Origin of the sequence: Streptomyces sp. Root431, assembly GCF_001426585.1 — a bacterium.
Lineage (GTDB): Bacteria > Actinomycetota > Actinomycetes > Streptomycetales > Streptomycetaceae > Streptomyces > Streptomyces stackebrandtii.
The window spans coordinates 205,731-227,983 of record NZ_LMEI01000010.1 but is presented as its reverse complement, the minus strand read 5'-3'; the positions used below and the strand labels follow the sequence as shown (position 1 = coordinate 227,983).

22 protein-coding genes and 1 tRNA gene are annotated in these 22,253 nt (G+C 72.5%); 11 read left to right on the top strand and 12 right to left on the bottom strand.

What is annotated here, in order from left to right:
* Position 1: 1 nt before the first annotated feature.
* From ASC82_RS18665 to ASC82_RS18655, 3 genes are read left to right on the top strand one after another with little or no spacing between them, the layout of a single operon-like run.
* Positions 2-1,246, top strand: coding sequence for a peptidoglycan-binding domain-containing protein (locus ASC82_RS18665; protein ID WP_056649027.1), 1,245 nt, complete (start codon positions 2-4; stop codon positions 1,244-1,246).
* The gene (locus tag ASC82_RS18660) at positions 1,243-1,986 is read left to right on the top strand and encodes an ABC transporter ATP-binding protein (RefSeq protein WP_056649025.1); all 744 of its coding nucleotides are present in this window, start codon (positions 1,243-1,245) and stop codon (positions 1,984-1,986) included. Before ASC82_RS18665 ends, ASC82_RS18660 begins: the two co-directional genes overlap by 4 nt.
* Entirely contained in the window at positions 1,983-3,221 is a 1,239-nt protein-coding gene (locus ASC82_RS18655; RefSeq protein WP_056649023.1) for an ABC transporter permease, read from the top strand. Before ASC82_RS18660 ends, ASC82_RS18655 begins: the two co-directional genes overlap by 4 nt.
* Positions 3,222-3,224: 3 nt before the next feature.
* Here the strand turns inward: ASC82_RS18655 and ASC82_RS18650 are convergent, their stop codons facing one another.
* The 3 genes from ASC82_RS18650 to ASC82_RS18640 are packed head-to-tail and all read right to left on the bottom strand — an operon-like array spanning position 3,225 to position 6,485.
* Positions 3,225-4,883: an ATP-binding protein gene (locus tag ASC82_RS18650; protein ID WP_056649021.1), complete on the bottom strand. Its 1,659-nt coding sequence runs from the start codon at positions 4,881-4,883 to the stop codon at positions 3,225-3,227.
* Positions 4,880-5,629, bottom strand: a complete 750-nt coding sequence (locus ASC82_RS18645; RefSeq protein ID WP_056649019.1) for a response regulator transcription factor — start codon at positions 5,627-5,629, stop codon at positions 4,880-4,882. The genes ASC82_RS18650 and ASC82_RS18645 overlap by 4 nt, the downstream gene beginning before the upstream one ends.
* Before the next feature lie 52 nt (positions 5,630-5,681).
* Positions 5,682-6,485 (bottom strand): exodeoxyribonuclease III, encoded by an 804-nt coding sequence (locus ASC82_RS18640; RefSeq protein WP_056649017.1) that lies wholly within the window; start codon positions 6,483-6,485, stop codon positions 5,682-5,684.
* A 50-nt stretch (positions 6,486-6,535) separates the two neighbouring features.
* On the opposite strand from ASC82_RS18640, the gene ASC82_RS18635 reads away from it, so the two are divergent.
* Positions 6,536-7,015, top strand: coding sequence for a GNAT family N-acetyltransferase (locus ASC82_RS18635; protein WP_056649015.1), 480 nt, complete (start codon positions 6,536-6,538; stop codon positions 7,013-7,015).
* 111 nt (positions 7,016-7,126) lie between these two features.
* Here the strand turns inward: ASC82_RS18635 and ASC82_RS18630 are convergent.
* From ASC82_RS18630 to galU, 7 genes are all read right to left on the bottom strand, one after another.
* Positions 7,127-7,200 (bottom strand) — tRNA-Ala (locus ASC82_RS18630).
* A gap of 94 nt (positions 7,201-7,294) precedes the next feature.
* The gene (gene glpR, locus ASC82_RS18625; RefSeq protein ID WP_056649013.1) at positions 7,295-8,347 is read right to left on the bottom strand and encodes a gephyrin-like molybdotransferase receptor GlpR; all 1,053 of its coding nucleotides are present in this window, start codon (positions 8,345-8,347) and stop codon (positions 7,295-7,297) included.
* Between the two features lie 137 nt (positions 8,348-8,484).
* Positions 8,485-9,096, bottom strand: coding sequence for a GNAT family protein (locus ASC82_RS18620; RefSeq protein WP_056649011.1), 612 nt, complete (start codon positions 9,094-9,096; stop codon positions 8,485-8,487).
* The gene (locus ASC82_RS18615; RefSeq protein WP_056649607.1) at positions 9,093-9,611 is read right to left on the bottom strand and encodes a MogA/MoaB family molybdenum cofactor biosynthesis protein; all 519 of its coding nucleotides are present in this window, start codon (positions 9,609-9,611) and stop codon (positions 9,093-9,095) included. Before ASC82_RS18615 ends, ASC82_RS18620 begins: the two co-directional genes overlap by 4 nt.
* A 14-nt stretch (positions 9,612-9,625) precedes the next feature.
* Entirely contained in the window at positions 9,626-10,111 is a 486-nt protein-coding gene (gene moaC / locus ASC82_RS18610) for a cyclic pyranopterin monophosphate synthase MoaC (protein ID WP_024754798.1), read from the bottom strand.
* Between the two features lie 58 nt (positions 10,112-10,169).
* Complete coding sequence (glp, locus tag ASC82_RS18605; RefSeq protein ID WP_079039359.1) at positions 10,170-11,537, bottom strand: gephyrin-like molybdotransferase Glp; 1,368 nt, start codon at positions 11,535-11,537, stop codon at positions 10,170-10,172.
* 4 nt (positions 11,538-11,541) lie between these two features.
* On the bottom strand, positions 11,542-12,453 hold the full coding sequence (galU, locus tag ASC82_RS18600; protein ID WP_056649009.1) for a UTP--glucose-1-phosphate uridylyltransferase GalU: 912 nt from the start codon (positions 12,451-12,453) through the stop codon (positions 11,542-11,544).
* 104 nt (positions 12,454-12,557) lie between these two features.
* On the opposite strand from galU, the gene ASC82_RS18595 reads away from it, so the two are divergent.
* The gene (locus ASC82_RS18595; RefSeq protein WP_056649006.1) at positions 12,558-13,166 is read left to right on the top strand and encodes a 5-formyltetrahydrofolate cyclo-ligase; all 609 of its coding nucleotides are present in this window, start codon (positions 12,558-12,560) and stop codon (positions 13,164-13,166) included.
* Here ASC82_RS18595 and ASC82_RS18590 read toward each other — a convergent pair.
* Positions 13,163-15,913, bottom strand: a complete 2,751-nt coding sequence (locus ASC82_RS18590) for a penicillin acylase family protein (RefSeq protein ID WP_056649004.1) — start codon at positions 15,911-15,913, stop codon at positions 13,163-13,165. The two genes, ASC82_RS18595 and ASC82_RS18590, sit on opposite strands and share 4 nt — an antisense overlap.
* Positions 15,914-16,172: 259 nt before the next feature.
* On the opposite strand from ASC82_RS18590, the gene ASC82_RS18585 reads away from it, so the two are divergent.
* The 6 genes from ASC82_RS18585 to mscL all read left to right on the top strand — a co-directional run bounded on the left by ASC82_RS18585 (position 16,173) and on the right by mscL (position 21,971).
* Entirely contained in the window at positions 16,173-17,708 is a 1,536-nt protein-coding gene (locus ASC82_RS18585; protein WP_056649002.1) for a potassium/proton antiporter, read from the top strand.
* A gap of 251 nt (positions 17,709-17,959) precedes the next feature.
* Positions 17,960-19,231 (top strand): MFS transporter, encoded by a 1,272-nt coding sequence (locus ASC82_RS18580; protein WP_056648999.1) that lies wholly within the window; start codon positions 17,960-17,962, stop codon positions 19,229-19,231.
* Positions 19,232-19,299: 68 nt separating this feature from the next.
* Positions 19,300-19,647 (top strand): FmdB family zinc ribbon protein, encoded by a 348-nt coding sequence (locus ASC82_RS29590; RefSeq protein ID WP_079039357.1) that lies wholly within the window; start codon positions 19,300-19,302, stop codon positions 19,645-19,647.
* An 83-nt stretch (positions 19,648-19,730) separates the two neighbouring features.
* Positions 19,731-20,576, top strand: a complete 846-nt coding sequence (locus ASC82_RS18570) for an S-methyl-5'-thioadenosine phosphorylase (RefSeq protein ID WP_056648997.1) — start codon at positions 19,731-19,733, stop codon at positions 20,574-20,576.
* Positions 20,577-21,005: 429 nt separating this feature from the next.
* Positions 21,006-21,323 (top strand): hypothetical protein, encoded by a 318-nt coding sequence (locus ASC82_RS31475; protein ID WP_024754789.1) that lies wholly within the window; start codon positions 21,006-21,008, stop codon positions 21,321-21,323.
* Positions 21,324-21,440: 117 nt separating this feature from the next.
* Positions 21,441-21,971 (top strand): large conductance mechanosensitive channel protein MscL, encoded by a 531-nt coding sequence (gene mscL / locus ASC82_RS18560; RefSeq protein ID WP_056648995.1) that lies wholly within the window; start codon positions 21,441-21,443, stop codon positions 21,969-21,971.
* 19 nt (positions 21,972-21,990) lie between these two features.
* On the opposite strand, the gene ASC82_RS18555 is transcribed toward mscL, so the two are convergent.
* Complete coding sequence (locus tag ASC82_RS18555) at positions 21,991-22,212, bottom strand: hypothetical protein (protein ID WP_056648993.1); 222 nt, start codon at positions 22,210-22,212, stop codon at positions 21,991-21,993.
* Between the last annotated feature and the right edge of the window lie 41 nt (positions 22,213-22,253).

Below are 22,253 nucleotides of genomic sequence, written 5' to 3'. Positions count from 1 at the left end.
GATGAGCGACACGTTCACGGACACCACGGACGCCACAGACTCCACGGACGCCACGGCCCCTTCAGCGCCCGGCCGCCGCCGGAGCCGTACCGTCCTCCTCGCCGCGGCCGTCGTCGTGGTCGGGACGATCGCCTCCGTCGGCGCGCTCGGCCTCGGCGGCGGGGACGGCGAGGCCCCGACCGCCCCGCCACGCGCGGGCTCCACGGTCGCCGTCACCCGCGCGACCCTCGTCGAACGGACCAAGGTCGAGGGAACACTGGGATACGGGAACGAGACACCGCTCCCCGTGAAGGCGACCGGCACGGTCACCTGGCTCCCGGAGGCGGGCGCGACCGCCGAGCGCGGGGACACCTTGCTGCGGGTGGACGACCGCCCGGTGGTGCTGCTCTACGGCACGCTGCCGATGTACCGCGAGCTGGGCATGACGGCTGGCACGGCGCCCCCGGAAGCCCCGGCCCCTGATACTCCACCGAGTGCCCCACCGAGTGCCTTTCCGAAGCAGGACGGAGACAAGAGACCGGCGACGACGGCTCCCCGCACCACACCCCCGCGCCCCCTCCAGGGCATGGACGTCCTCCAGTTCGAGTCCAACCTCGCCGCGCTCGGCTACACGGGCTTCACCGTCGACGAGAAGTTCACGTCCGCCACCGAACGGGCCGTCAAGCGCTGGCAGAAGTCCCTGGACCTGCCCGAGACCGGCCGGATCGGCCTCGGCGACGTCGTCTACGCCTCCGGCCGGATCCGCATCGGCAAGGCGGGCGTCCGGCTCGGCGCGGCCGCCGGGGAGAACGCCCTGACGTACACGGGCACGACCCGCAAGGTCGTCGTCGACGCCTCGGCGGAGGAGGCCGCCTGGGCCCTGCGCGGCGCCGAGGTCACCGTCGGCCTGCCCGACGGAAGCCCGGTGAAGGGCAGGGTCGCGTCGGTGGGCCGGGAGGCGACCGCACCCGAGGGCGGCGCCGCGGGTGCGGCGCCGACGGTCCCGGTCACCGTCACCGTCCCCGACCAGCGGGCCCTCGGCCGCCTGGAGGGCGGCCCGGTCACCGTCGAGTACGTGGGCCGGAAGCGGGAGAACGTCCTGACCGTGCCGGTCGCGGCCCTGGTGGCCCTGGCCGAGGGCGGGCACGGCCTGGAGACCCCCGACGGCCGCTTCGTCGCGGCCCGGACGGGTCTGTTCGCCGACGGCATGGTGGAGGTGAGCGGCCCGGCGCTCGGCGAGGGCATGAAGGTGAGGATCCCCCAATGAGCGCCCCCGACACCGTGGTGGAGTTCCACGAGGTCTCGAAGACGTACCCGGGCGGGGTCGCGGCGGTCCGGGACGTGACCCTGCGCGTCCGCCGCGGCGAACTCGTCGCGATCGTGGGCCCGTCGGGCTCCGGCAAGTCCAGCATGCTGAACCTGATGGGCAGCCTGGACCGCCCCTCGACGGGCCGGGTCCTCGTGGACAGGCACGACGTGGCGGCCCTCACCGACGGGGAGGTCTCCGCCCTGCGGGCCACCCGGATCGGCTTCGTCTTCCAGCAGTTCCACCTCGCGGTGGGCGTCCCCGTCCTGGACGCGGTCGCGGACGGCCTCCTCTACGCCGGACTCCCCCTGCGCCGCCGCCGGGCCCGCGCGGCCTCGGCCCTGGCCAGGGTCGGGCTCGGCCACCGCGTCCACCACTTGCCGCACCAGCTCTCCGGCGGCGAGCGCCAACGGGTCGCGGTGGCACGGGCGGTGGTCGGCGGCCCGGCGGTCCTGCTCGCCGACGAGCCGACCGGAAACCTCGACTCGGCGTCGGGCGCGGCGGTCCTGGCGCTCCTGCGCGAGCTGCACGCGGCCGGGACGACCGTCGTCGTCATCACCCACGACCGGGAGATCGCCGCGGCCCTGCCCCGCCGCATCGAGATGCGCGACGGCCGGGTGGTCGCCGACACGAGCACGGAACCCACGGCCGAACCCACGGCGGATCCCACAGCGGAACCCACGATCGGAGCCCTCGGATGATCCCGTCCCCACGAGGGAGAGGACGCGCCGCGGGAGCCGGGAGCGCCACTCTCCTCCGACCGGCCCGACTGCGCCCCGCCGACGTCGTCCGCCTCGGCGGGACCGGCCTGCGCACCCGCCCCCTGCGGGTCTTCCTCTCCGCCCTCGGCATCGCGATCGGCGTCGCCGCCATGATCGCGGTGGTCGGCATCTCCGGCTCGGGCCGGGCGGAGGTGGACCGCCGCCTGGACGCCCTCGGCACCAATCTGCTGCGGGTCGCGCCGGGCGCCACGCTCGGCGGCGAGAAGACGTGGCTCCCGGCGGACGCGGTCCGCATGATCGACCGCGTACCGCCGGTCCGGGAGGTCGCCGCCACCGGTGCGACCGAGGCGAAGGTCTACCGCAACGAGCGGATCTCCGTGGGCCGTACGGGCTCCCTCACCGTCCTCGCGGCCGACGACGGCCTGCTCCCGGCCGTCGGCGCCCGGGTCGGCCGGGGCCGCTGGCTGGACGCGGCGACCGAGGCCTATCCGGCGGTCGTCCTCGGCGCGACGGCGGCCCAGCGGCTCGACGTGTACGCCCCGGGGACCCGGGTCTGGATCGGGGGCCGCTGGTTCTCCCTGATCGGCGTCCTCGACCCCGTACCCCTCGCTCCCGAGCTGGACGGCGCGGCGCTCGTCGGCTGGCCGGCGGCCCGGACGTACCTCCGGTTCGACGGTCGTCCGTCGACGGTCTACGTCCGCGCCGACGACAGCGCCGTCGCGGCGGTACGGGCGGTCCTCCCGGCCACGGCGAACCCGGCGAACCCCTCCGAGGTCCAGGTCTCCCGCCCCTCGGACGCGCTCGCGGCCCGCGAGGCCGCCGAGTCGACGCTCACGGGGCTGCTCCTCGGGCTCGGCGGGGTGGCGCTGCTCGTCGGCGGGGTCGGGGTGGGCAACACGATGGTGATCTCGGTCCTGGAGCGCCGCCCGGAGATCGGACTGCGCCGGGCGCTCGGGGCCACCAAGGGGCAGATCCGTACCCAGTTCGTCACGGAGTCGCTGCTCCTGTCGGTGATCGGCGGCCTCGGCGGCACGGTCCTGGGGACGCTGATCACGGCGGCGTATGCGCTGAGCAGGGGCTGGCCGACAGTGGTCCCGGTGTGGGCGACGGCGGCCGGGGTGGGGGCGACGCTGGTGATCGGGATGCTCGCGGGGCTCTATCCGGCGGTACGGGCGAGCCGCCTGGCCCCGACGGTGGCACTGGCCGGCCCGTGACGCTCAGAGAGCGGAGCTCCGGGTCGCGGGAAGCACGACGGTGAACACCGAGCCCACCCCCACCTCGCTCGTCACCTCGACGTCCCCGCCGTGGTCCGCCACGATCTGACGGGCGATCGAGAGCCCGAGCCCGCTGCCGCCGGTGGCCCGCCCGCGTGCCGCGTCCGCCCGCCAGAAGCGGTCGAAGAGGTGCGGGAGGTCGGCGGCCGGGATCCCGCTGCCGGTGTCCCGTACCGCGATCCGCACGAGTCCGTCCTCCTCAGTCAGCTCCAGCCGCACCACACCGCCCGCCGGGGCGGTGTGGCGTACGGCGTTGCCGACGAGATTGCCGAGGGCCTGGCGCAGCCGGTCCGGGTCCCCGTCCAGCCGTACGGTGCCGGGCCCCGCCCCCACCACGTCGAGCGCGACGCCGGCCGCCGCCGCCCGGGCGCTGTGCGCGGTGCGGCAGGCCTCGACGAGCTCGCGGGCGTCCAGGGTCCTGCGGTGGTACGTGAGGGCGCCCGCCTCGGCGAGCGCGAGGTCCTGGAGGTCGTCCACGATGCGCTGCTGGAGCAGCACCTCCTCGTGGAGCGAGTCGAGGAGTTCGGCGTCGGCCTCCAGGACGCCGTCGCGGAGGGCCTCCAGATAGCCGCGGAGGTTGGCGAGCGGGGTGCGGAGCTCGTGCGCGATGTCGCCGACGAGGCGGCGCTGCCGCTCCTCGCTGTCCTGGAGCGAGTCGGCCATCCGGTTGAAGGAGCGGCCGAGCTCCCCGATCTCGTCCCGGCCCGAGGCGGGCACCCGGCGCCCGAGGTCGCCCTCGCCGAGGCCCCGGGAGGCCGACGTCAGGGCCCGTACGGGGCGGAGGACGGCCCGGCTGAGCAGCAGCGCGCAGGCGAGCGCGGCGGCGGCCACCCCGGCCGCGACGACGGCGGTGGGGCCTGCGGCGAGGGACTGCCCTGCGTCGTCGACAGCGCCGAGCCGCACGGTGAGCGGCTGGGGAGCGACGGCGGCGGTCCGCTCGGTGAAGACCCGGCGCAGGCAGGTGAGCACCTCGGCGGCCCGCTCCGAGCGGCAGGCCTGAGTGGCGGCGTCGTCGGCGGGGCGCGGCCCGCTCGTACGGTCCTCGGTGCAGGGCGCGCCACCGGGCACGCCTCCCGGAGCAATTCCGCCGTCCTGGAAGAGCGGCATCCCGAACTTGCCGCGCAGGACGGTGACCTTGTGCCCGACGCGGGTCAGGCAGGCCGCGTAGGTGACGCCCGAGTCGTAGGCGCGGATCACCGAGGCCGTCACCTTGGGCATCGACGCGGGGGTGAAGCTCGGGGGGAAGTCCAGCACGGGCCGCGGGTCGACGAGGAGCGCGGGCGCGGTGCCGCCGGGCCTCGGGTCACGGCCGAGGAGGACGTCGGAGTCGGCGATCTGCCCCTGCCGGTCGGTGCCGACCCTGATCCGCTGTCCGGTCTTCTCGGCGAGGGCCCGGACGGTGGGGGCGACCCCGTCCCAGGTGCCGCGGTTCGCGCCGTAGGCGCGCAGTTCCTCGGTGATCCGCGTGACGGACTGCCGGTCGGCGGCGGCGGACTCGCGGAGCTGGCCGGTGACCTGGCGCAGGGTGAGCCAGGCGGTGGCGGAGGTGGCGGCCAGGGCGACGAGCAGAATGAGCGAGAAGACCCGCAGCCGGAAACTCAAGCCCGCTCCCCCAAGTCCTCCGCTGCCGCCTCCGCCTCCGCCTCCGCCTCCGCCTCCGCCTCCGAGAGGCGATACCCCCGCCCGTACACGGTCTCCAGATACCGGGGCCGGGCGGGATCGGCCTCCAGCTTCAGCCGCAGGTTCCGGACGTGGACGTCCACGGTCCGCTCCAGGACGTCGCTGCCGAAGCCGAAGACGCGCTCGATGATCTGCGTCCGGGTGAAGACGCGGCCCGGCTCACGGGCGAGGACCTCCAGGAGGGAGAACTCCTTGGAGGTCAGGGCCACCGGCCGGCCGGAGACGCGCACCTCGAACCGGCCGGTGTCGAGCTCGACCGCGCCGACCCGCAGCAGCTCGTCGCGGGCGGCGGCGCCGGTCGCCCGGGACCTGCGCAGGAGCGCGCGGACCCGGGCGGTCAGCTCGCGCGGGCTGTACGGCTTGGTGAGGTAGTCGTCGGCGCCGAGGTCGAGGCCGAGGAGCATGTCCTCCTCGGTGCTGCGCGCGGTCAGCAGGAGGATCGGCACGTCCGATCCCTCGGAGCGCAGGATGCGGCAGACGTCGAGCCCGTCGACGGCGGGCAGCATCACGTCGAGCACGACGAGGTCGGGCCGGACGGACCGGACGCGCTCCAGGGCGGAGCGTCCGTCGGCCATGACCTGGACGGTGTTCCCCTCCCGCTCCAGATAGATCCGGATCAGCCGCGACTGCTTCGGATCGTCCTCGGCCACCAGGATGCGCGCGCTCAAGACTCCCCCTGAATCCCCTGCCTTCCCCGGCACGCTACCGCCCGGGGTCGGTCTACAGCTCGTAGACGGCGGTCACGGGGGCGTGATCGCTCCACCGCTCGGCGTGCGTGGCGGCGCGCTCGACGTAGGCCTTGACGGCCTTGGCGGCGAGGCCGGGGGTGGCGACCTGGTAGTCGATGCGCCAGCCGCTGTCGTTGTCGAAGGCGCGGCCGCGGTAGGACCACCAGGAGTAGGGCCCCTCCTGATCGGGGTGCAGGGCCCGCACGACATCGACGTACCCGCCGTCGCCCTCCTCGAAGACCCGCCCGAGCCACTCCCGCTCCTCGGGGAGGAAGCCGGCGTTCTTCTTGTTGGCCTTCCAGTTCTTGAGGTCGGCCTCGCGGTGGGCGATGTTCCAGTCTCCGCAGACGACGACCTCGCGGCCGTCGGCGGCGGCCCGGGCCCTGAGCTCCTTCAGGTACGGCAGGAACTCGCCGAGGAAGCGCATCTTCTCGTCCTGGCGCTCGGTGCCGACCTCGCCGGAGGGCAGGTAGAGGCTGGCGACGGTCACACCGGGCAGGTCGGCCTCGATGTACCGTCCGCTGCCGTCGAACTCGCTCGACCCGAAGCCGACGCGCACCGCGTCGGGCTCGCGGCGCGTGTACAGGGAGACGCCGGCCCGGCCCTTGGCGGCGGCGGGCGCGTGGGCGGTGAACCAGCCCTCGGGCGCCCGCACCTCGGCGGGCAGCTGCGCCTCCTCGGCACGCACCTCCTGAAGGCACACGGCGTCGGCGGAGGTGCCGGCCAGCCACTCGACGAAGCCCTTCTTCGCGGCGGCGCGGAGACCATTGACATTCACGGACGTGACAGTGAGCATCCCGGGAGAATACCGACACCCAGTTGCTGCATACATGTACGATATTCCGCATGAACATCCAGCCCACGCCCTATGACCACCCCGACGCCGTCAAACTCAACGACGCGGTGCAGCTCGAATACGCCGCCCGCTACGGCGACGAGGGCGATGTCACACCGCTGGACGCCGGGATGTTCGACCCCCCGCACGGCCTCTACCTCCTCGCCTACGACGCCGACGGCTTCCCGGTGGCCACCGGCGGCTGGCGCACGCAGGACCTGAACGACGAGGGCTACGCGGACGGCGACGCCGAGCTGAAGCGCATGTACGTCATCCCCGAGGCCCGCGGCCTTGGCCTGGCCCGCCGCATCCTCGCCACCCTCGAAGCCGACGCCCGCGCGGCCGGCCGCACCCGCATGGTCCTGGAAACGGGCACGGCCCAGCCGGAAGCCATCGCCCTCTACACCTCCAGCGGCTACGAACCCTGCACCAAGTTCGGCCACTACCGCGACTACCCCAACAGCCGCTGCTTCGCGAAGAGCCTCATCTGACCCTCACGCCCGGGCCAGGATCGCCTGCCGGGCATCCCGCCCGGGCATCCCGCCGGGCACAAAGAAAGGATCCCGCCCGATCTTTCGATCGGACGGGATCCTTAGTGTCTGTGGACCTGTGGGGATTTGAACCCCAGACCCCCTCGATGCGAACGAGGTGCGCTACCAGACTGCGCCACAGGCCCTTGCGACGTGTGAAACATTAGCATCCCGACCGGCTCACGCAAAAATCCGTTCCGCCGCAGGTCACCGGGGGCTCGTCGCGGGCCCCCGGTGGGGTCATTCGTTGGCCGCCCGGGGGCGGTCGTCCTCCGCGTACTGGTCGAAGAGGGGCGTGCGGCCGTTGTCGCGGCCGCGGCGGGGCGGGGCCTGGCGGCGGCGGGGGGCCGGGGACGGGGCGGGGGTCGGGTCCGCCGCCGTGGAGGAGCGGGCCGCGCTCCACGTCTCCGGGTCCGTGATGTCGACGCCGCTCGACGCGCGCGGCGCGACCGGCGCCGTGACGTACGTGGGGAGCGGGACCGGGACCGGCTCCCAGCTGTCGCCGCGGGCCGGGCCACGCTCGCGCTGCTGGTCCACCCACTCCGCGTGGTCCGTCTGCTCGACCAGGGCGCGCCGGCCGGCCTCCTGCGGGGACACGGGCGGCGTCGAGACCGGGGACTGCTCGGCCTCCGGCTCGGGCGTCGGGGTGGGGCGACGGCTCTCGCGCAGCCGGGCCGCCGCCGCTTCCGCGCGGCGCCGGTCCATCACGTACACGAAGCGCCGCCGCTCCTGGACCCGCAGATGCACGATGTACGCGCTCAGGAGCAGGGCCGGGACCGCGGGCGCCCACAGGAAGGGGACGCCGCCGACGGCCGCGACGACCGCGCCGAGGGTGAACCCGGCGAAGAGGAGCGTCGTGGTGCGCCGGCGCCTGGCGAGGACCTTGCCCCGGCGGGCCCGCTCGGCCGCCGCGCCGGTGGCGGCGCGAGCCGAGGCGGGCGCGGGGGCGGGTTCCGGCTCGGGTTCCGGCTCGGGGGCCGGGAGTTCGAGGCGCGCCTCGGTCCTGGCCGCGGGCGCGGAAAAGGCCCGGACGTCGACCGAGCTCAGATGCTCGGTCGCCGCGTCCGGGTCCACGTCGGGCGTCGGTCCCTCCGCCGTAAGGTCCCGCTCCTTGAGCTCCTTGGCGTACCGGCGCTCCATCCCCGCCCGTCCGGACAGCAGCCGGATGGCGGTGCTGAAGCGTTCCGTCGGACGGGCTTCGTTCAGCTCGTCCTGCCTGCGGAGCCACATCGGCACCAAGTAGGCGGCCCAGGCCCCGACGATGACTGCGTAGATGAGGCCGCTGCTGCTCACGCCTCACACGGTAGAGGGGTTCCGTTACGGGCATCGGCCAATTGGCCCGGTGTGTCGCACGATCTGGCTGATATCACTGAACTTTTTTGTGATTGTTCAGATCGTTCGTGTGCCAACTGGCGATTAAATTCGAACGTTTATGCCATTCTCGTCTGACGCCAGCGCCGCAGCAATCCCTCCGGCACCTCCTCCACCGTCATCGCGAAGACCAGATGGTCCCGCCACGCGCCGTCGATGTGGAGATAGCGGGGGCGCATCCCCTCCTCGCGGAAGCCGAGTTTCTCCACGACCCGGCGCGAAGGCCCGTTCTCCGGGCGGATGCACACCTCCATCCGGTGCAGCCCGACCGCGCGGAAGCAGTGGTCGACAGCGAGCGCGACCGCCGTCGGCATCACCCCGCGCCCGGCCACCTCGCTGTCCACCCAGTAGCCCACGTGCCCCGAGCACATCGAACCCCAGGTGATCCCCGCCACGGTCAACTGCCCGACGAGACGCCCCTGGTACTCGATGACGAACGGCAGCATCCGGCCCGCCTTCGCCTCCGACCGCAGATGGCGGACCATTTGACGGTACGTCGGCCGCTGCGCGACCGGGCCGCCCGGCGCCGGGGGCGGAACCGTCGCCTCCCAGGGCCGCAGCCACTCGCGGTTGCGCCGGTTCACCTCGCGCCAGGCCCGCTGGTCGCCCATCTTTATCGGGCGGAGGACGACGTCCCCGTCCACCAGGACCACGGGCCAGGACGGGATCATGACGGTCTCGGGTGGTCGCCGCCGCGGATCTGGTCGACGGCGTGCCGGATGATCGGCTCCAGGACCGCGAGCCCGTCCCGCACCCCGCCGGTGGACCCCGGCAGGTTCACGATCAGCGTGCCGCCCGCGACCCCCGCGAGCCCGCGCGACAGCGCCGCCGTCGGCACCTTCTCGCGGCCGTACGCGCGAATGGCCTCCGGGATGCCGGGGATCTCGCGCTCCAGGACCCGGCGGGTGACCTCGGGCGTCTCGTCGGTGGGCGAGATGCCCGTACCGCCGGTGGTGACGATCGCGTCGTACCCCGCCTCGACCCCGGCCCGCAGCGCGGCCTCGACCGGCGCCCCGTCCGGGACGACCTGCGGGCCGTCGACGTCGAAGCCCATCCGGGTCAGGCCCTCGGCGATCAGCGGGCCGCCCTTGTCCTCGTACACCCCGGCCGACGCCCGGTTGGAGGCGGTGACGACCAGCGCCCGGTACGCGGAAAGCGGGGCTTCGTGGTCATGGACCCCGGCCACCCGGCCCCCGCGCGTCACGACCCGCTCCGCGTCCAGTGGCCCGACTTTCCGCCCGTCTTCTCCTCCACCCGTACGTCGGAGATGACCGCGCCCTTGTCGACCGCCTTCACCATGTCGACGACCGTCAGGGCCGCCACGGAGACCGCCGTCAGGGCCTCCATCTCGACGCCCGTGCGGTCCGTGGTCTTCACGGTCGCCAGGATCTCGACCGCCTCGTCCGTGACCGCCAGGTCCAGGGTGACGCCCGAGACCGCCAGCGGGTGGCAGAGCGGGATGAGGTCGGGGGTCTTCTTGGCGCCCATGATCCCGGCGATGCGGGCGGTCGCGAGCGCGTCGCCCTTCGGGACGCCCTCGCCGCGCAGCAGCTCGATCACGCGCGGCGAGACGAGGACCCGCCCGCTGGCCCGCGCGGTGCGGGCCGTGACGTCCTTCGCGGAGACGTCGACCATGCGGGCCGCACCCGCCTCGTCGATGTGGGTGAGACCTTGCTGCGTGCTCATGGCCGTGACACTCCCGGTCGCTGTATGGGGACGACACCGTACCCCCACCCTCGCCCCCTCAGCCGAGGAGGACCACTTCCAGCTCGCTGCCCGGCTCCACGCCGTCCGCCTCCTCCGGGACCACGAGCAGGCAGTCCGCGTGCGCGAGGGCCGCGATGAGGTGCGAGCCGGCGCCGCCCACCGGAGTGACGGTGCCCGCCTCCGCGTCGTACGTCCCCCGGAGGAACTGCCGGCGGCCGGCCGGCGACGAGAGGGCCTTGTCGGCGACGAGGACCGCCCGGACCGTGGGTCTGTGGAGGTGCTCGACGCCCATCAGGGCCCGGATCGCGGGCCGGACGAACAGCTCGAAGGAGACGTACGACGAGACCGGGTTGCCCGGCAGCGCGAGCAGCGGGATCTGCTCGGCGCCGACCGCGCCGAAGCCCTGCGGCTTGCCCGGCTGCATGGCCAGCTTCCGGAAGTCGACCTGCCCGTCGGCGGTCAGCGCCTCCTTCACCACGTCGTACGCGCCGACGCTCACCCCGCCCGTCGTCACGATCAGGTCCGCCCGGATGAGCTGGTCCTCGATCGTGGCCCGCAGCGTCTCGGCGTCGTCGGTGACGGCCCCCACCCGGTAGGCGAGGGCGCCGGCGTCCCGCGCGGCCGCGGCCAGCGCGAAGCTGTTGGAGTCGTGGATCTGGCCCTCGCCCAGCGGCTCGCCGGGCTGGACCAGCTCGCTGCCGGTGGAGATCACGACCACCCGCGGGCGGGGACGGACCCGCACCGTGCCCCGGCCGATCGCGGCGAGCAGGCCGATCTGCGGCGGACCGAGGACCGTGCCCGCCGCGAGGGCGAGCTCCCCGGCCCGTACGTCGCTGCCGCGCGCGCGGACGTGCGCCCGGGCCTCGGCGGACCGGTGCACCCGCACCTCGCCGCGCGCGCCCTCCGGGGCGGTGCTGGCGGCGTGCATGCCGGTGGCCGCGCCCCCGCCCGTACCGCCGTCGGTCCACTCGACGGGGACGACGGCCTCGGCGCCGGGCGGCAGCGGGGCGCCCGTCATGATCCGGGCGGCCTCTCCGGGGCCGACGGTCGGCAGCCCGCCGTCACCGGCGGCGACGTCGCCGATGACCGTGAGGACGGCGGGGAACTCCTCGGTGGCACCGGCGACATCGGCGACCCGCACCGCGTACCCGTCCATGGAGCTGTTGTCGAAGGGCGGCAGCGCGACCGGCACCGTCACGTCCTCGACGAGGACACAGCCCTGCGCGTCGAGGAGTTGGAGCTCGATGGGTTCGAGCGGGCCGACCGTCGCGAGGATGTCGGCCAGGTGCTCGTCCACCGACCAGAGACCGCGGGCCGGACCCGCGCAGGGGTCCGCCGGGCCGTGCTCGTGGTCATGGACATCGCCGTGCTCGCCCGACGGCGACGGTGCCGCGCTGCTGCTCAAGGTCCTACATCTCCTCGCTGACATACCTCCGGAGCCAGGCCCGGAAGTCCGGTCCCAGATCTTCACGTTCGCACGCGAGTCTGACAATGGCACGCAGATAGTCCCCGCGGTCACCGGTGTCATAGCGGCGCCCCTTGAACACGACGCCGTGCACCGGCCCGCCGATCTTCTCGTCGGAGGCCAGTTTCTGCAGGGCATCGGTCAGCTGGATCTCGCCGCCGCGGCCCGGCTCGGTCTCGCGCAGCATCCCGAAGACGGCCGGATCCAGCACATAGCGGCCGATGATCGCGTAGTTGCTGGGCGCCTCCGCCGGCTCCGGCTTCTCGACCAGGTCCGTCACCCGCACCACGTCCGCGTCGTCGGTCGCCTCGACGGCCGCGCAGCCGTACAGATGGATCTGCGAGGGCTCGACCTCCATCAGCGCGATCACGCTGCCGCCCTCGCGCTCCTGGACCTCCACCATCCGCGACAGGAGCGGGTCCCGGGGGTCGATCAGGTCGTCGCCGAGGAGCACCGCGAAGGGCTGGTCGCCGACGTGCGGGGCCGCGCACAGCACGGCGTGGCCGAGGCCGCGCGGGGCACCCTGGCGCACGTAGTGCATGGTGGCGAGGTCGCTGGACTCCTGGACCTTGGAGAGGCGCTCGTCGTCGCCCTTCCGGATCAGAGCTTCCTCCAGCTCGTAGTTCCGGTCGAAGTGGTCCTCCAGGGGACGCTTGTTGCGGCCGGTGATCATCAGAACGTCCGAGAGGCCGGCCGCGACGGCCTCCTCGACGACGTACTGGATGGCCGGCTTGTCGACGACCGGCAGCATCTCCTTCGGCGTCGCCTTGGTCGCCGGGAGGAAGCGGGTGCCGAGGCCGGCGGCCGGGATGACAGCCTTGCTGATCCGGCCGAGCCTGGGGAGCGACTGATTCATGAGGTGCACCTTAGTCGTTCGGAATGAGAGAAAGATGTGGCTTCGATTAACTTCATCCACATAAAGACAGTTGAGAGACTTTCGTGAATTCAGATGAGGCCGTCATGACACCCGAGGCACCCGAGTTGTCCGAAAAAGCCCTGCTGCGCAGTCGACTTCTGGCCGCCCGAGCCGCACTGAGTGCCGAATCCCTCGCGCACACGGCCGCCTCCCTCGCCCGCCGGGGAGTGGAACTGCCCGAGCTCGCCGAGGCGTCCACCGTCGCCGCCTACGTCTCCGTGGGCCGCGAGCCCGGCACGCGCGCACTGCTCGACGCGCTGCACGCGCGCGGGGTGCGGGTCCTGCTCCCCGTACTGCTGCCCGACAACGACCTGGACTGGGCCTCGTACGAAGGTCCGGAGCGGCTCGCGAAGGCCGGCCGCGGACTTCTCGAACCGGTCGGCCCCCGCCTCGGCCCCGAGGCCGTCTGCGCCGCCGACGCCGTCCTGCTGCCGGGCCTCGCGGTCGACGCGCGCGGGATGCGGCTCGGGCGGGGCGGCGGCTCGTACGACCGGGTCCTCGCCCGGCTCGCGAAGGCGGGCGCCGACCCGGCCCTGGTGGTGCTCCTGTACGCGGACGAGGTGGTCGCCCGGGTCCCGGAGGAACCGCACGACCACCCCGTACACGCGGTGGTGACCCCCGAGGGAGTCACCCGATTCCCCGTGGCCCCTTAGGGCTTCAGGATCAGCGTGTCCTTCGTCGACGCGTCCACCGCCGCCTTGCCGTAGGCCCAGTCGTAGAGCTCGCCCCTGGCCCAGGTGTCCGTCTGGTCGGTGTAGTGGTCGGCGAAGGCGTGGCCGGAGGCCCCGGTCAGGTTGACCCACCGGGACTTGTCCCAGTCACCGACGTTGACCACCATCCGCATCGACGGCACCCAGATGACCTCGTAACCGCCGGCCGCGTTCCAGCCGGTCGCGTCGACGGCCGCCTCGCCGCCGCCCAGGTTCCACGGGCCGCGGTTGAGGAGCTGCTGCACGAAGCCCGGCCCGGCGGTGCCGAGCGTCTGGTTCTTCAGGGTCAGCTGGTGCAGCCGGCCCCAGCTCCAGGTGGAGATGTCCTTGCCGAGCTTGGCGGTCAGCTCCCAGCGCGCGTCCTTCATGGCCCGGGCGAGCAGCTGGTCGCGGGTCTCGGTGGCCGCGTCCAGGCGGTCGCCCGGGGTCGTCCACCACTCGCTCTTCTCCTGCTTGAGGAGCGGGCGGACCACCTCGTACCAGCGGTCGCCGCCGTCCGGCTGCGCCGAGTCGGGGTCGCGCTCGCCGCACTCGCGCACGAGCTTGTTCTGCTCGTCGACCGGGCCGGTGGTCTCCGCCGGGAGCACGTTGATGCAGTCGCCCTCGGCCCGCAGCTCCTTGGGCAGCTTGTCGCCGAAGGCGAGCTTGAGGACGTTGCGCCAGACCGCGTTGAAGTAGGCGGCGGCGGCCGAGTCGGGCTCCTGGGTGTAGTCCCAGCCCTCCAGGAGCTTCTGCGCCTCGCGGACGTACGGGTCGGAGATGTCGACCTTCAGCAGGAGCGGGTTGAGCAGGGTCGCGATCTCGCTGCGGTTGTCCGTCTGCATGGTCCGCATGTCGTCCGGCGAGATCTTTCCGCCGTCCTTGGTCTTCGACTCGATGAGGTCGTTGATCCGCTGGCTGCGCGAGCCGTAGCCCCAGTCCTTGGTGAGCAGGTCGGGGTAGGTCTTCTGGTCGATCACGGCCTGGTTGGCGGTGACGATGTAGCCGCGGTCCGGGTTGTACTCGTACGGCAGCTTCTCGAAGGGGATGTACCCCTTCCACTTGTACGTGGAGTCCCAGCCCGGCGCCGGCAGGGTGCCGTCGCCCTTGGCGCGCTGCGGGATCTTGCCCGGGGACTGGTAGCCGATGCTGCCCGCGGTGTCGGCATAAACCAGGTTCTGGGACGGGACCTCGAAGTTCTTGGCCGCGGCCCGGAAGGTGGTGAAGTCCTTGGCGCGGTCGAGCGCGAAGATCGCGTCCATCGACTTGCCGGGCTGGAGGGCGGTCCACTGGAGGGAGACGCCGTAGCCGGTGCCGCGGTCGGGGGCGGCGTTGCCGACGGGGGCCTTCTGGCCGACCTTCTCCAGCTCGGTGGAGCGGTCGGAGACGAGCGGGCCGCGCTCGGTGGAGCGGACCGTGATCTTCCGGTCGTCGCCGCCGGCCACCTTGATGACCTCGTCGCGGACCGTGAAGGGCTTGACCTTGCCGTCGACGAGGTAGCCGTCGGGGCCGATCTTCTCCAGGTAGAGGTCGGTGACGTCGGCGCCGAGGTTGGTGAGACCCCAGGCGATCTTGTCGTTGTGTCCGATGATCACACCGGGCGTGCCGGAGAAGGTGTAGCCGGCGACGTCGTAGCGGCAGGTCGCCGAGACCGAGCGGCAGTGCAGCCCCATCTGGTACCAGAGGGACGGCAGCTGCGGCGAAAGGTGCGGGTCGTTGGCCAGGAGAGGCTTGCCCGAGGTCGTCTTCTCGCCGGCCACGACCCAGGAGTTCGAGCCGATGCCGTTGCCGTTGGGGCCGAGGAGCGCGGGGATGCCGTCGAGGACCTCGGAGAGCCCGCTGAGCTGGGCGTCCACGCCGCTGCCGCTGGAGGAACCGGTGCCGGTGGGGTTGGTGCCCGGGGTGTCGCCCGTCGTCGACCCGTCGCCCTCGCCGGGCTTGGCCTTCGGGTCGAAGGAACCGGTCGACCCGTCGACCGCTCCCTTGTCGAGGATCGACTGGTGGAGCGCGTACGGGTACTCCGGGTACAGCTGCTTGATCTGGCTCGCGCTCAGCCGGCTCGTCATCAGCGAGCGGTCGATCTCGTCCTGCATGTTGCCGCGCAGGTCCCAGGCCATCGCCTTGAGCCAGGCCACCGAGTCGACCGGCGTCCACGGCTCGATCGCGTAGTCGTTGGTGAAGGACAGCGCCGCGTACTCGACGGAGACGTCCGCCGGGTCACGGCCCTTCAGGTAGGCGTTGACGCCCTCCGCGTAGGCCTGGAGGTACTTCTTCGTCTCGGCCGACAGGACCTTGTCGTACTCCTCCTGCGCGACCCGGCGCCAGCCGAGCGTGCGGAGGAAGGAGTCGGTCTCGACCTGGCTCTCGCCGAACATCTCGGAGAGGCGGCCCGCGGTCACGTGCCGCCGGACGTCCATCTCGTAGAAGCGGTCCTGTGCCTGGACGTAGCCCTGGGCGCGGAAGAGGTCCGTCTCGTTGTCCGCGTAGATCTGCGGGACGCCGTTCGCGTCCCGCTTCACCTCGACGTCGGCGGAGAGGCTGTCGAGCCGGATCTCGCCGGTGGTCTGCGGGAACGAGGCCCGGACGGTGCTGACACCCCAGTACCCGCCGAATCCGATGCCCGCGACCAGCGCAAGGACCAGGACGAGGAGGAGCAGGCGGGCGCGCCGCCCTTTCTTCTTGGCGGGGGGCGCGGTCGTGTTGGAGGGCATCGCTGTCCTTCGAGGGGCAGGGTGGTCCTGGAGTACGGGAGCAACCTTAGGCGCAGCGTCCGGAGGGCCCGGACTCGGTGTCAGGAAGAGAACCGTACTGATGAGCGGACCGACGCAAAGACGGCGTCAAGAAAACGTTAAAGATTAGGTAAGGTAACGAAGTGTCGGCCGCTGGAGGAACGATCCAGCTGCATGCGAGGGGAAGGATCGGCCACTGACTGTCCACCAGCTCAACGAACTCCTGCTCATCTGCTCCCTCGTGTTGCTGATCGCCGTCGCGGCCGTCCGGATCTCCTCCCGGAGCGGGCTCCCCAGCCTGTTGCTGTACCTCGGGATCGGGGTCGCGATAGGGCAGGACGGCATCGGCAACGTCGCGTTCGACAACGCGGAACTGACCCAGGTCATCGGCTACGCGGCCCTCGTCGTGATCCTCGCCGAGGGTGGCCTCGGCACGAAGTGGAAGGAGATCAAGCCGGCCCTGCCGGCCGCGGTCGTCCTCTCCACCGTCGGCGTCGCCGTCAGCGTCGGCATCACGGCCACGGCCGCCCACTACCTCGTCGGTCTGGAATGGCAGCAGGCGCTGATCATCGGCGCCGTCGTCTCCTCCACCGACGCCGCGGCGGTCTTCTCCGTCCTGCGCAAGGTGCCGCTGCCGTCCCGGGTCACCGGCGTCCTGGAGGCCGAGTCCGGCTTCAACGACGCCCCCGTCGTCATCCTCGTCGTCGCCTTCTCCACCGCCGGACCGGTCGACGCCTGGTACGTCCTCGTCGGCACGATCGCCCTGGAGCTGGCCATCGGCGTCGCCGTCGGTCTCACCGTCGGCTTCCTCGGCGCCTACGGACTGCGCCACGTCGCCCTGCCCGCCTCCGGCCTCTACCCGATCGCCGTCATGGCCATCGCGGTCGTGGCGTACGCGGCCGGCGCGCTGGCCCACGGCTCCGGCTTCCTCGCCGTCTACCTGGCCGCGATGGTCCTCGGCAACGCCAAGCTGCCGCACGCCCCCGCCAACCGGGGCTTCGCCGAGGGTCTCGGCTGGATCGCCCAGATCGGCATGTTCGTCCTGCTCGGCCTGCTCGTCACCCCGCACGAGCTCGTCCACGACTTCTGGCCCGCCGTCGTCATCGGCCTCGTCCTGACGGTGATCGCGCGGCCCATGGAGGTCCTCGTCAGCCTGGCGCCCTTCCGGATCCCCTGGCAGGAGCAGGCCCTCATGTCCTGGGCCGGCCTGCGCGGCGCCGTCCCCATCATTCTCGCCACCATCCCGATGGTGGGGCAGATCGAGGGCAGCGAGCGGATCTTCAACATCGTCTTCGTCCTCGTCGTCGTCTACACCCTGGTCCAGGGCCCGACCCTGCCCTGGCTGGCGAAGGCGCTGAAGCTGGGCGACTCGGCCGAGGCCGCCGACCTCGGCGTCGAATCGGCCCCCCTGGAGCGGCTGCGCGGACACCTGCTCTCCGTCGCCATCCCCAAGGGCTCGCGGATGCACGGCGTCGAGGTCGCGGAGCTGCGGCTGCCGGCCGGAGCGGCGGTCACCCTCGTCGTACGCGAGGAGAAGAGCTTCGTACCGGGGCCCGCGACCGTCCTGCGCCGCGGCGACGAGCTCCTCGTCGTCGCGACCGATCCGGTGCGGGACGCCACGGAGCGGCGCCTGCGGGCGGTCGGCCAGGGCGGCAAGCTCGCCGGCTGGCTCGGCACGGGCGGGGCGACGGCGGTCACGTCCCACGCGGGCACGGCGATGCGCTTCCACCTCCCCGGCAGCCACAGCGACGGCCCGCAGAAGAAAACATCCGGTTAATCCCAGGCATTAATTCAGATGCGGGAGCGTTTTCCCAGGCGGGAAGACGCTCCTCCCTGTACCATGAAGGCACACCTGATCGAACCAACTCTGCCTGACGCAGAGCTGGCGCGACCGTATGGCGGCCGAGGCGCCCCTCCGCAGTGGGGCCGGCCCGGTATCTACCGCAGTAACGCGCATGAGGACAGCTCTCGGCGACACCCGCACCACCGTGCCGGGGCGCGCTACCAGGCGGCAGAAAGGCCAGGACCGTGGCGTCCACGGTCATCTCGGACAAGCGGCCCGGCTACGGGCAGCTCCTGCGCACCCCCGGTGCGCTGTCCTTCCTTCTCCCCGGCTTCGCCGCCCGGCAGCCCTTCGCGATGCTGACCATCGGCATCGTCCTGCTCGTCCAGCACACCACCGGCTCGTTCGGCAGCGCCGGCGCCGTCGCCGCCGTCACCGGCGTCTCCATGGCGCTGTTCGCCCCGCAGAGCGGCAAGCTCGCCGACCGGTACGGCCAGCGCGCCGTCCTGATCCCCGGCGTCCTCGTCCACACCGCCTCGGTCGTACTGCTCGTCGTCCTCGCCCTGGCCGGCGCCCCGCTCTGGGCGCTGTTCCTGGCCGCCGTGCCCGCCGGCGCCTCCGTCCCCCAGGTCGGACCGATGGTTCGGGCCCGGTGGGCGGCGAAGCTCGACGGGAAGCCGCTGATGCCGACGGCCGCGGCCTTCGAGTCCGTGACCGACGAGTTCACCTTCGTCGTCGGACCCGTCCTCGCGACCGCCCTGTGCACCGGCGTCCACCCGGCCGCGGGTCTGATCGCCGAGGCCGCCCTCACCCTCGTCGGCGGCCTGTTCTTCGCCGCGCAGCGCGCCACCCAGCCGCCGTTCGGGATCTCCGCGGCCACCGCCGCCGGCCCCCACCGCTCGGCGCTCTCCATCCCCGGCGTCCGCGTCCTGATCGTCGCCTTCCTCGGCATCGGCTCCGTCTTCGGCGGCATGCAGGTCTCCCTGACCGCCTTCACCGAGGAGATCGGCAACCCCGGCGCCAACGGCCTGCTGTACGGGATCTTCGCCGCCGGCAACATGCTCGCGGGCATCGCGATGGGCGCCGTCGCCTGGAAGACCGGCCCCCGCCGCCGCCTGATCCTCGGCTACGCCGGCCTCACGGTCGCGGCCTCCCTGCTGTGGACCGCGCACTCGGTGCTCCTCCTCGGCGCCCTGGGCCTGGTCGTGGGTCTATGCATCGCCCCCGCCCTGATCACCGGCTACACGATCGTCGAGACGCTGATCCCGGCGTCGTCCCGTACCGAGGCCTTCACCTGGCTCACGGGCGCCGTCGCGCTCGGCCAGGCCGCGGCCGTCACGATCGCCGGCCGCCTCGCCGACTCCCAGGGATCGAGCGCCGGATTCCTGGTGCCGATGGCGGGCACCGTCCTCGCCCTGGCCACGCTCCTCGCCCTCCGGTCGCGGCTCAAGCCGCGCGAGACCAGCCGGGTCGCGGCACGTGGCATCGGTCACCGCGTGCCTGTGGCGGTGGACTGATACCGCGGAATACGTCAAGATGGATCGTCGTTAGCACTCGATGAGTGTGAGTGCCAGGAGGAAGTCACGTGCCGACCTACCAGTACCAGTGCACCGAGTGTGGCGAGGGCCTTGAGGCGGTCCAGAAGTTCACCGATGACGCGCTGACCGAGTGCCCCAGCTGCCAGGGACGCCTGAAGAAGGTGTTCTCGGCCGTCGGCATCGTCTTCAAGGGCTCCGGTTTCTACCGGAACGACAGCCGCGGCTCGTCGTCCAGCAGCTCGCCGGCCTCGTCGAAGTCCTCGACCCCGTCGTCTTCGTCCTCGTCGTCCTCGACGTCGGACTCGAAGCCGGCCGCGTCGTCGTCCTCGACCGCTTCCGCGTCGTCGTCGTCTTCTTCGTCGTCGAGCGCCGGAAGCTCCAGCTCGGCCGCCTGATCCGTTCTCTTCACCGAGGGCCCCGTCGCTTGTCCGCGACGGGGCCCTCGGCGTATCCGGGCGCCGCGCATAGGGTGACCGCCATGGCGACCCATGATGCGTACGCGGACATCGGCGTGATCGGCGGCTCCGGCTTCTACTCCTTCCTGGAGGACGTCACGGAGGTGTCCGTGGACACCCCGTACGGCAGCCCCAGCGACTCCCTCTTCCTCGGCTCGATCGCCGGCCGGCAGGTCGCGTTCCTCCCCCGCCACGGCCGCGGCCACACCGTCCCGCCGCACCGGATCAACTACCGCGCCAACCTCTGGGCGCTGCGCTCCGTGGGCGTACGGCAGGTCCTCGGGCCCTGCGCCGTCGGCGGGCTCCGCGAGGAGTACGGGCCGGGCACCCTCGTCGTACCGGACCAGCTCGTCGACCGGACGAAGACCCGCGCGCAGACGTACTTCGACGGGGAGCGGCGGGCCGACGGGGCCGTGCCGAACGTCGTCCACGTGACCTTCGCCGACCCGTACTGCCCCGACGGGCGGCGGGTCGCGGTCAAGGCCGCCCGGGGGCGGGACTGGGAGCCGGTGGACGGCGGCACGATGGTCGTGGTCGAGGGGCCCCGCTTCTCCACCCGGGCCGAGTCCCGGTGGCACGCCGCCGCCGGCTGGTCGGTCGTCGGCATGACCGGGCACCCCGAGGCGGTCCTCGCCCGCGAGCTGGGCCTCTGCTACACCTCGCTCGCGCTGGTCACGGACCTCGACGCGGGCGCCGAGACCGGCGAGGGCGTGTCCCACACCGAGGTGATGCGGGTGTTCGGCGAGAACGTGGGGCGGCTGCGGGAGGTGCTGTTCGACGCGGTGGGCACGCTCCCGGCGACGGTCGACCGGGACTGCCTGTGCGTGCGGGCGCACGACGGGTGGGACTTGGGGATCGAGCTGCCGTAGAGCGCCTTGAGGGTGCTCAAACCACCCTCGGGGGTGAGGGAGTTGTCCACAGTCGGCGGGTGATCCCCAGGCCGGAGCGGGGATGCGGCGGGGCCGGGAGAGTGGGGCGTGGCTCTTCTCCACTCCCGACCAGGACAGGCGGTACCCGCGATGACGACGACCTCTTTCCCCCGCGCTTCCGTTCCCCTCTCCCGTTCTTCCGTTCCCTTCTCCCGTTCCTCCGTTCCGGCGCCGTGCGTCGTGCCGGCCTTCGAGCCGGTACGGGGCGGGGGCGCCCGGCGGCGACCGCTGAGGGCCCTGGGGCGGGGGCGGCGCGCCCCGGTCGTGCTGCTCGCGGTGACGCTCGCCGCGCTGGCGGTGGCAGGGTCGGGTGCGGGGACGGGTAGGGGCGCGGGGGCCGGTGCGGGGGCATCGCCTTCCGGGGTCGCCGTGACGCCTCGGGCGCGGCCGCCCGCCGCCGTCGCCGTCCGGCTGGTGTCCGCGCCGGTGCGGATCGCCGACGCCGAGACCGTACGGCTGCTGCGCGCCGGTGACCGGGTCGACGTGATCGCCGCCCCCAACTCCCCGATGGGCGGCGCCGGTGAGGCCCGTGTGGTGGCGACGGGCGCCCGAGTGGCCGAAGTTCCGCGCTCGGGCGAGACTCGTTCGGACGGAGGGGCACTCGTCGTCCTGTCCGTGCCACGGTCGACCGCCGCGGCGCTGGCAGGCGCCGGTGTCACGTCCCAACTGGCGGTGACACTGTGCTGATTCGCACTGACTCACTGTCAAGTCACCGGTCCGTGTGTACGGATTGGACGCCTCTGCGCCGTTCACGGCGTAATGGCTCCGCACACAGCACACATGACGAGAGCGAAAGGCACTTCGGTGGCCGAGAAGAAGGAAAGCTTGCTCGGAGGCTTCAAGGCCTTCTTGATGCGTGGCAACGTGATCGACCTGGCGGTCGCGGTCGTGATCGGCGCCGCGTTCACCAACATCGTGAACTCGGTCGTCAAGGGCATCATCAACCCGGTCGTCGGCGCCTTCGGCACGAAGGACCTGGAGAGCTACGCGTCCTGCCTCAAGGACCCCTGCAAGGTGGTCAACGGCGAGATGCAGGGCATCCAGATCCAGTGGGGCCTGGTCCTGAGCGCGGTCCTGAGCTTCATCATCACCGCGGCCGTCGTCTACTTCCTGATGGTCCTGCCGATGGCCAAGATCCTCGCCAAGCGTGCGGCGCACGACAAGGCGAAGGAAGGCGTGGCGGAGACCATGGAGATCAGCGAGCTGGAGGTGCTCAAGGAGATCCGCGACCACCTCGTCGCGCAGCGCGGCCCCTCGACGGGGACGGGGACTGGCACGGGGACGGGCTCCGGTTCGGGCTCCGGCGGCGGCGCTGGGACGCACTCCACCTCCTGACCGGCGGAGCGCGCCGGAATCAGAGGTGGTGCGGCGGCTTCTCGTCGAGGAAGCGCGCGAGGTCGGCGGCGCTGTCGCTGCCGGCCGGAGGCCGCTCGCCCCACCCGCGGTCCGTGTCGTCCGCGGACTGCTGGTCCAGCGGATCGTCGAAGACGAGTACCGGCTTCGGTGTGTTCTGGGGGTTGGGCAGGGAGCCAGCCTGCTTCGCGTCTCGCGGTCCGTGGGCGGGGGCGGTGCTCATACCCTTCAGGGTACGCCGCTCCCCCCGCCCCGTACCCCTCC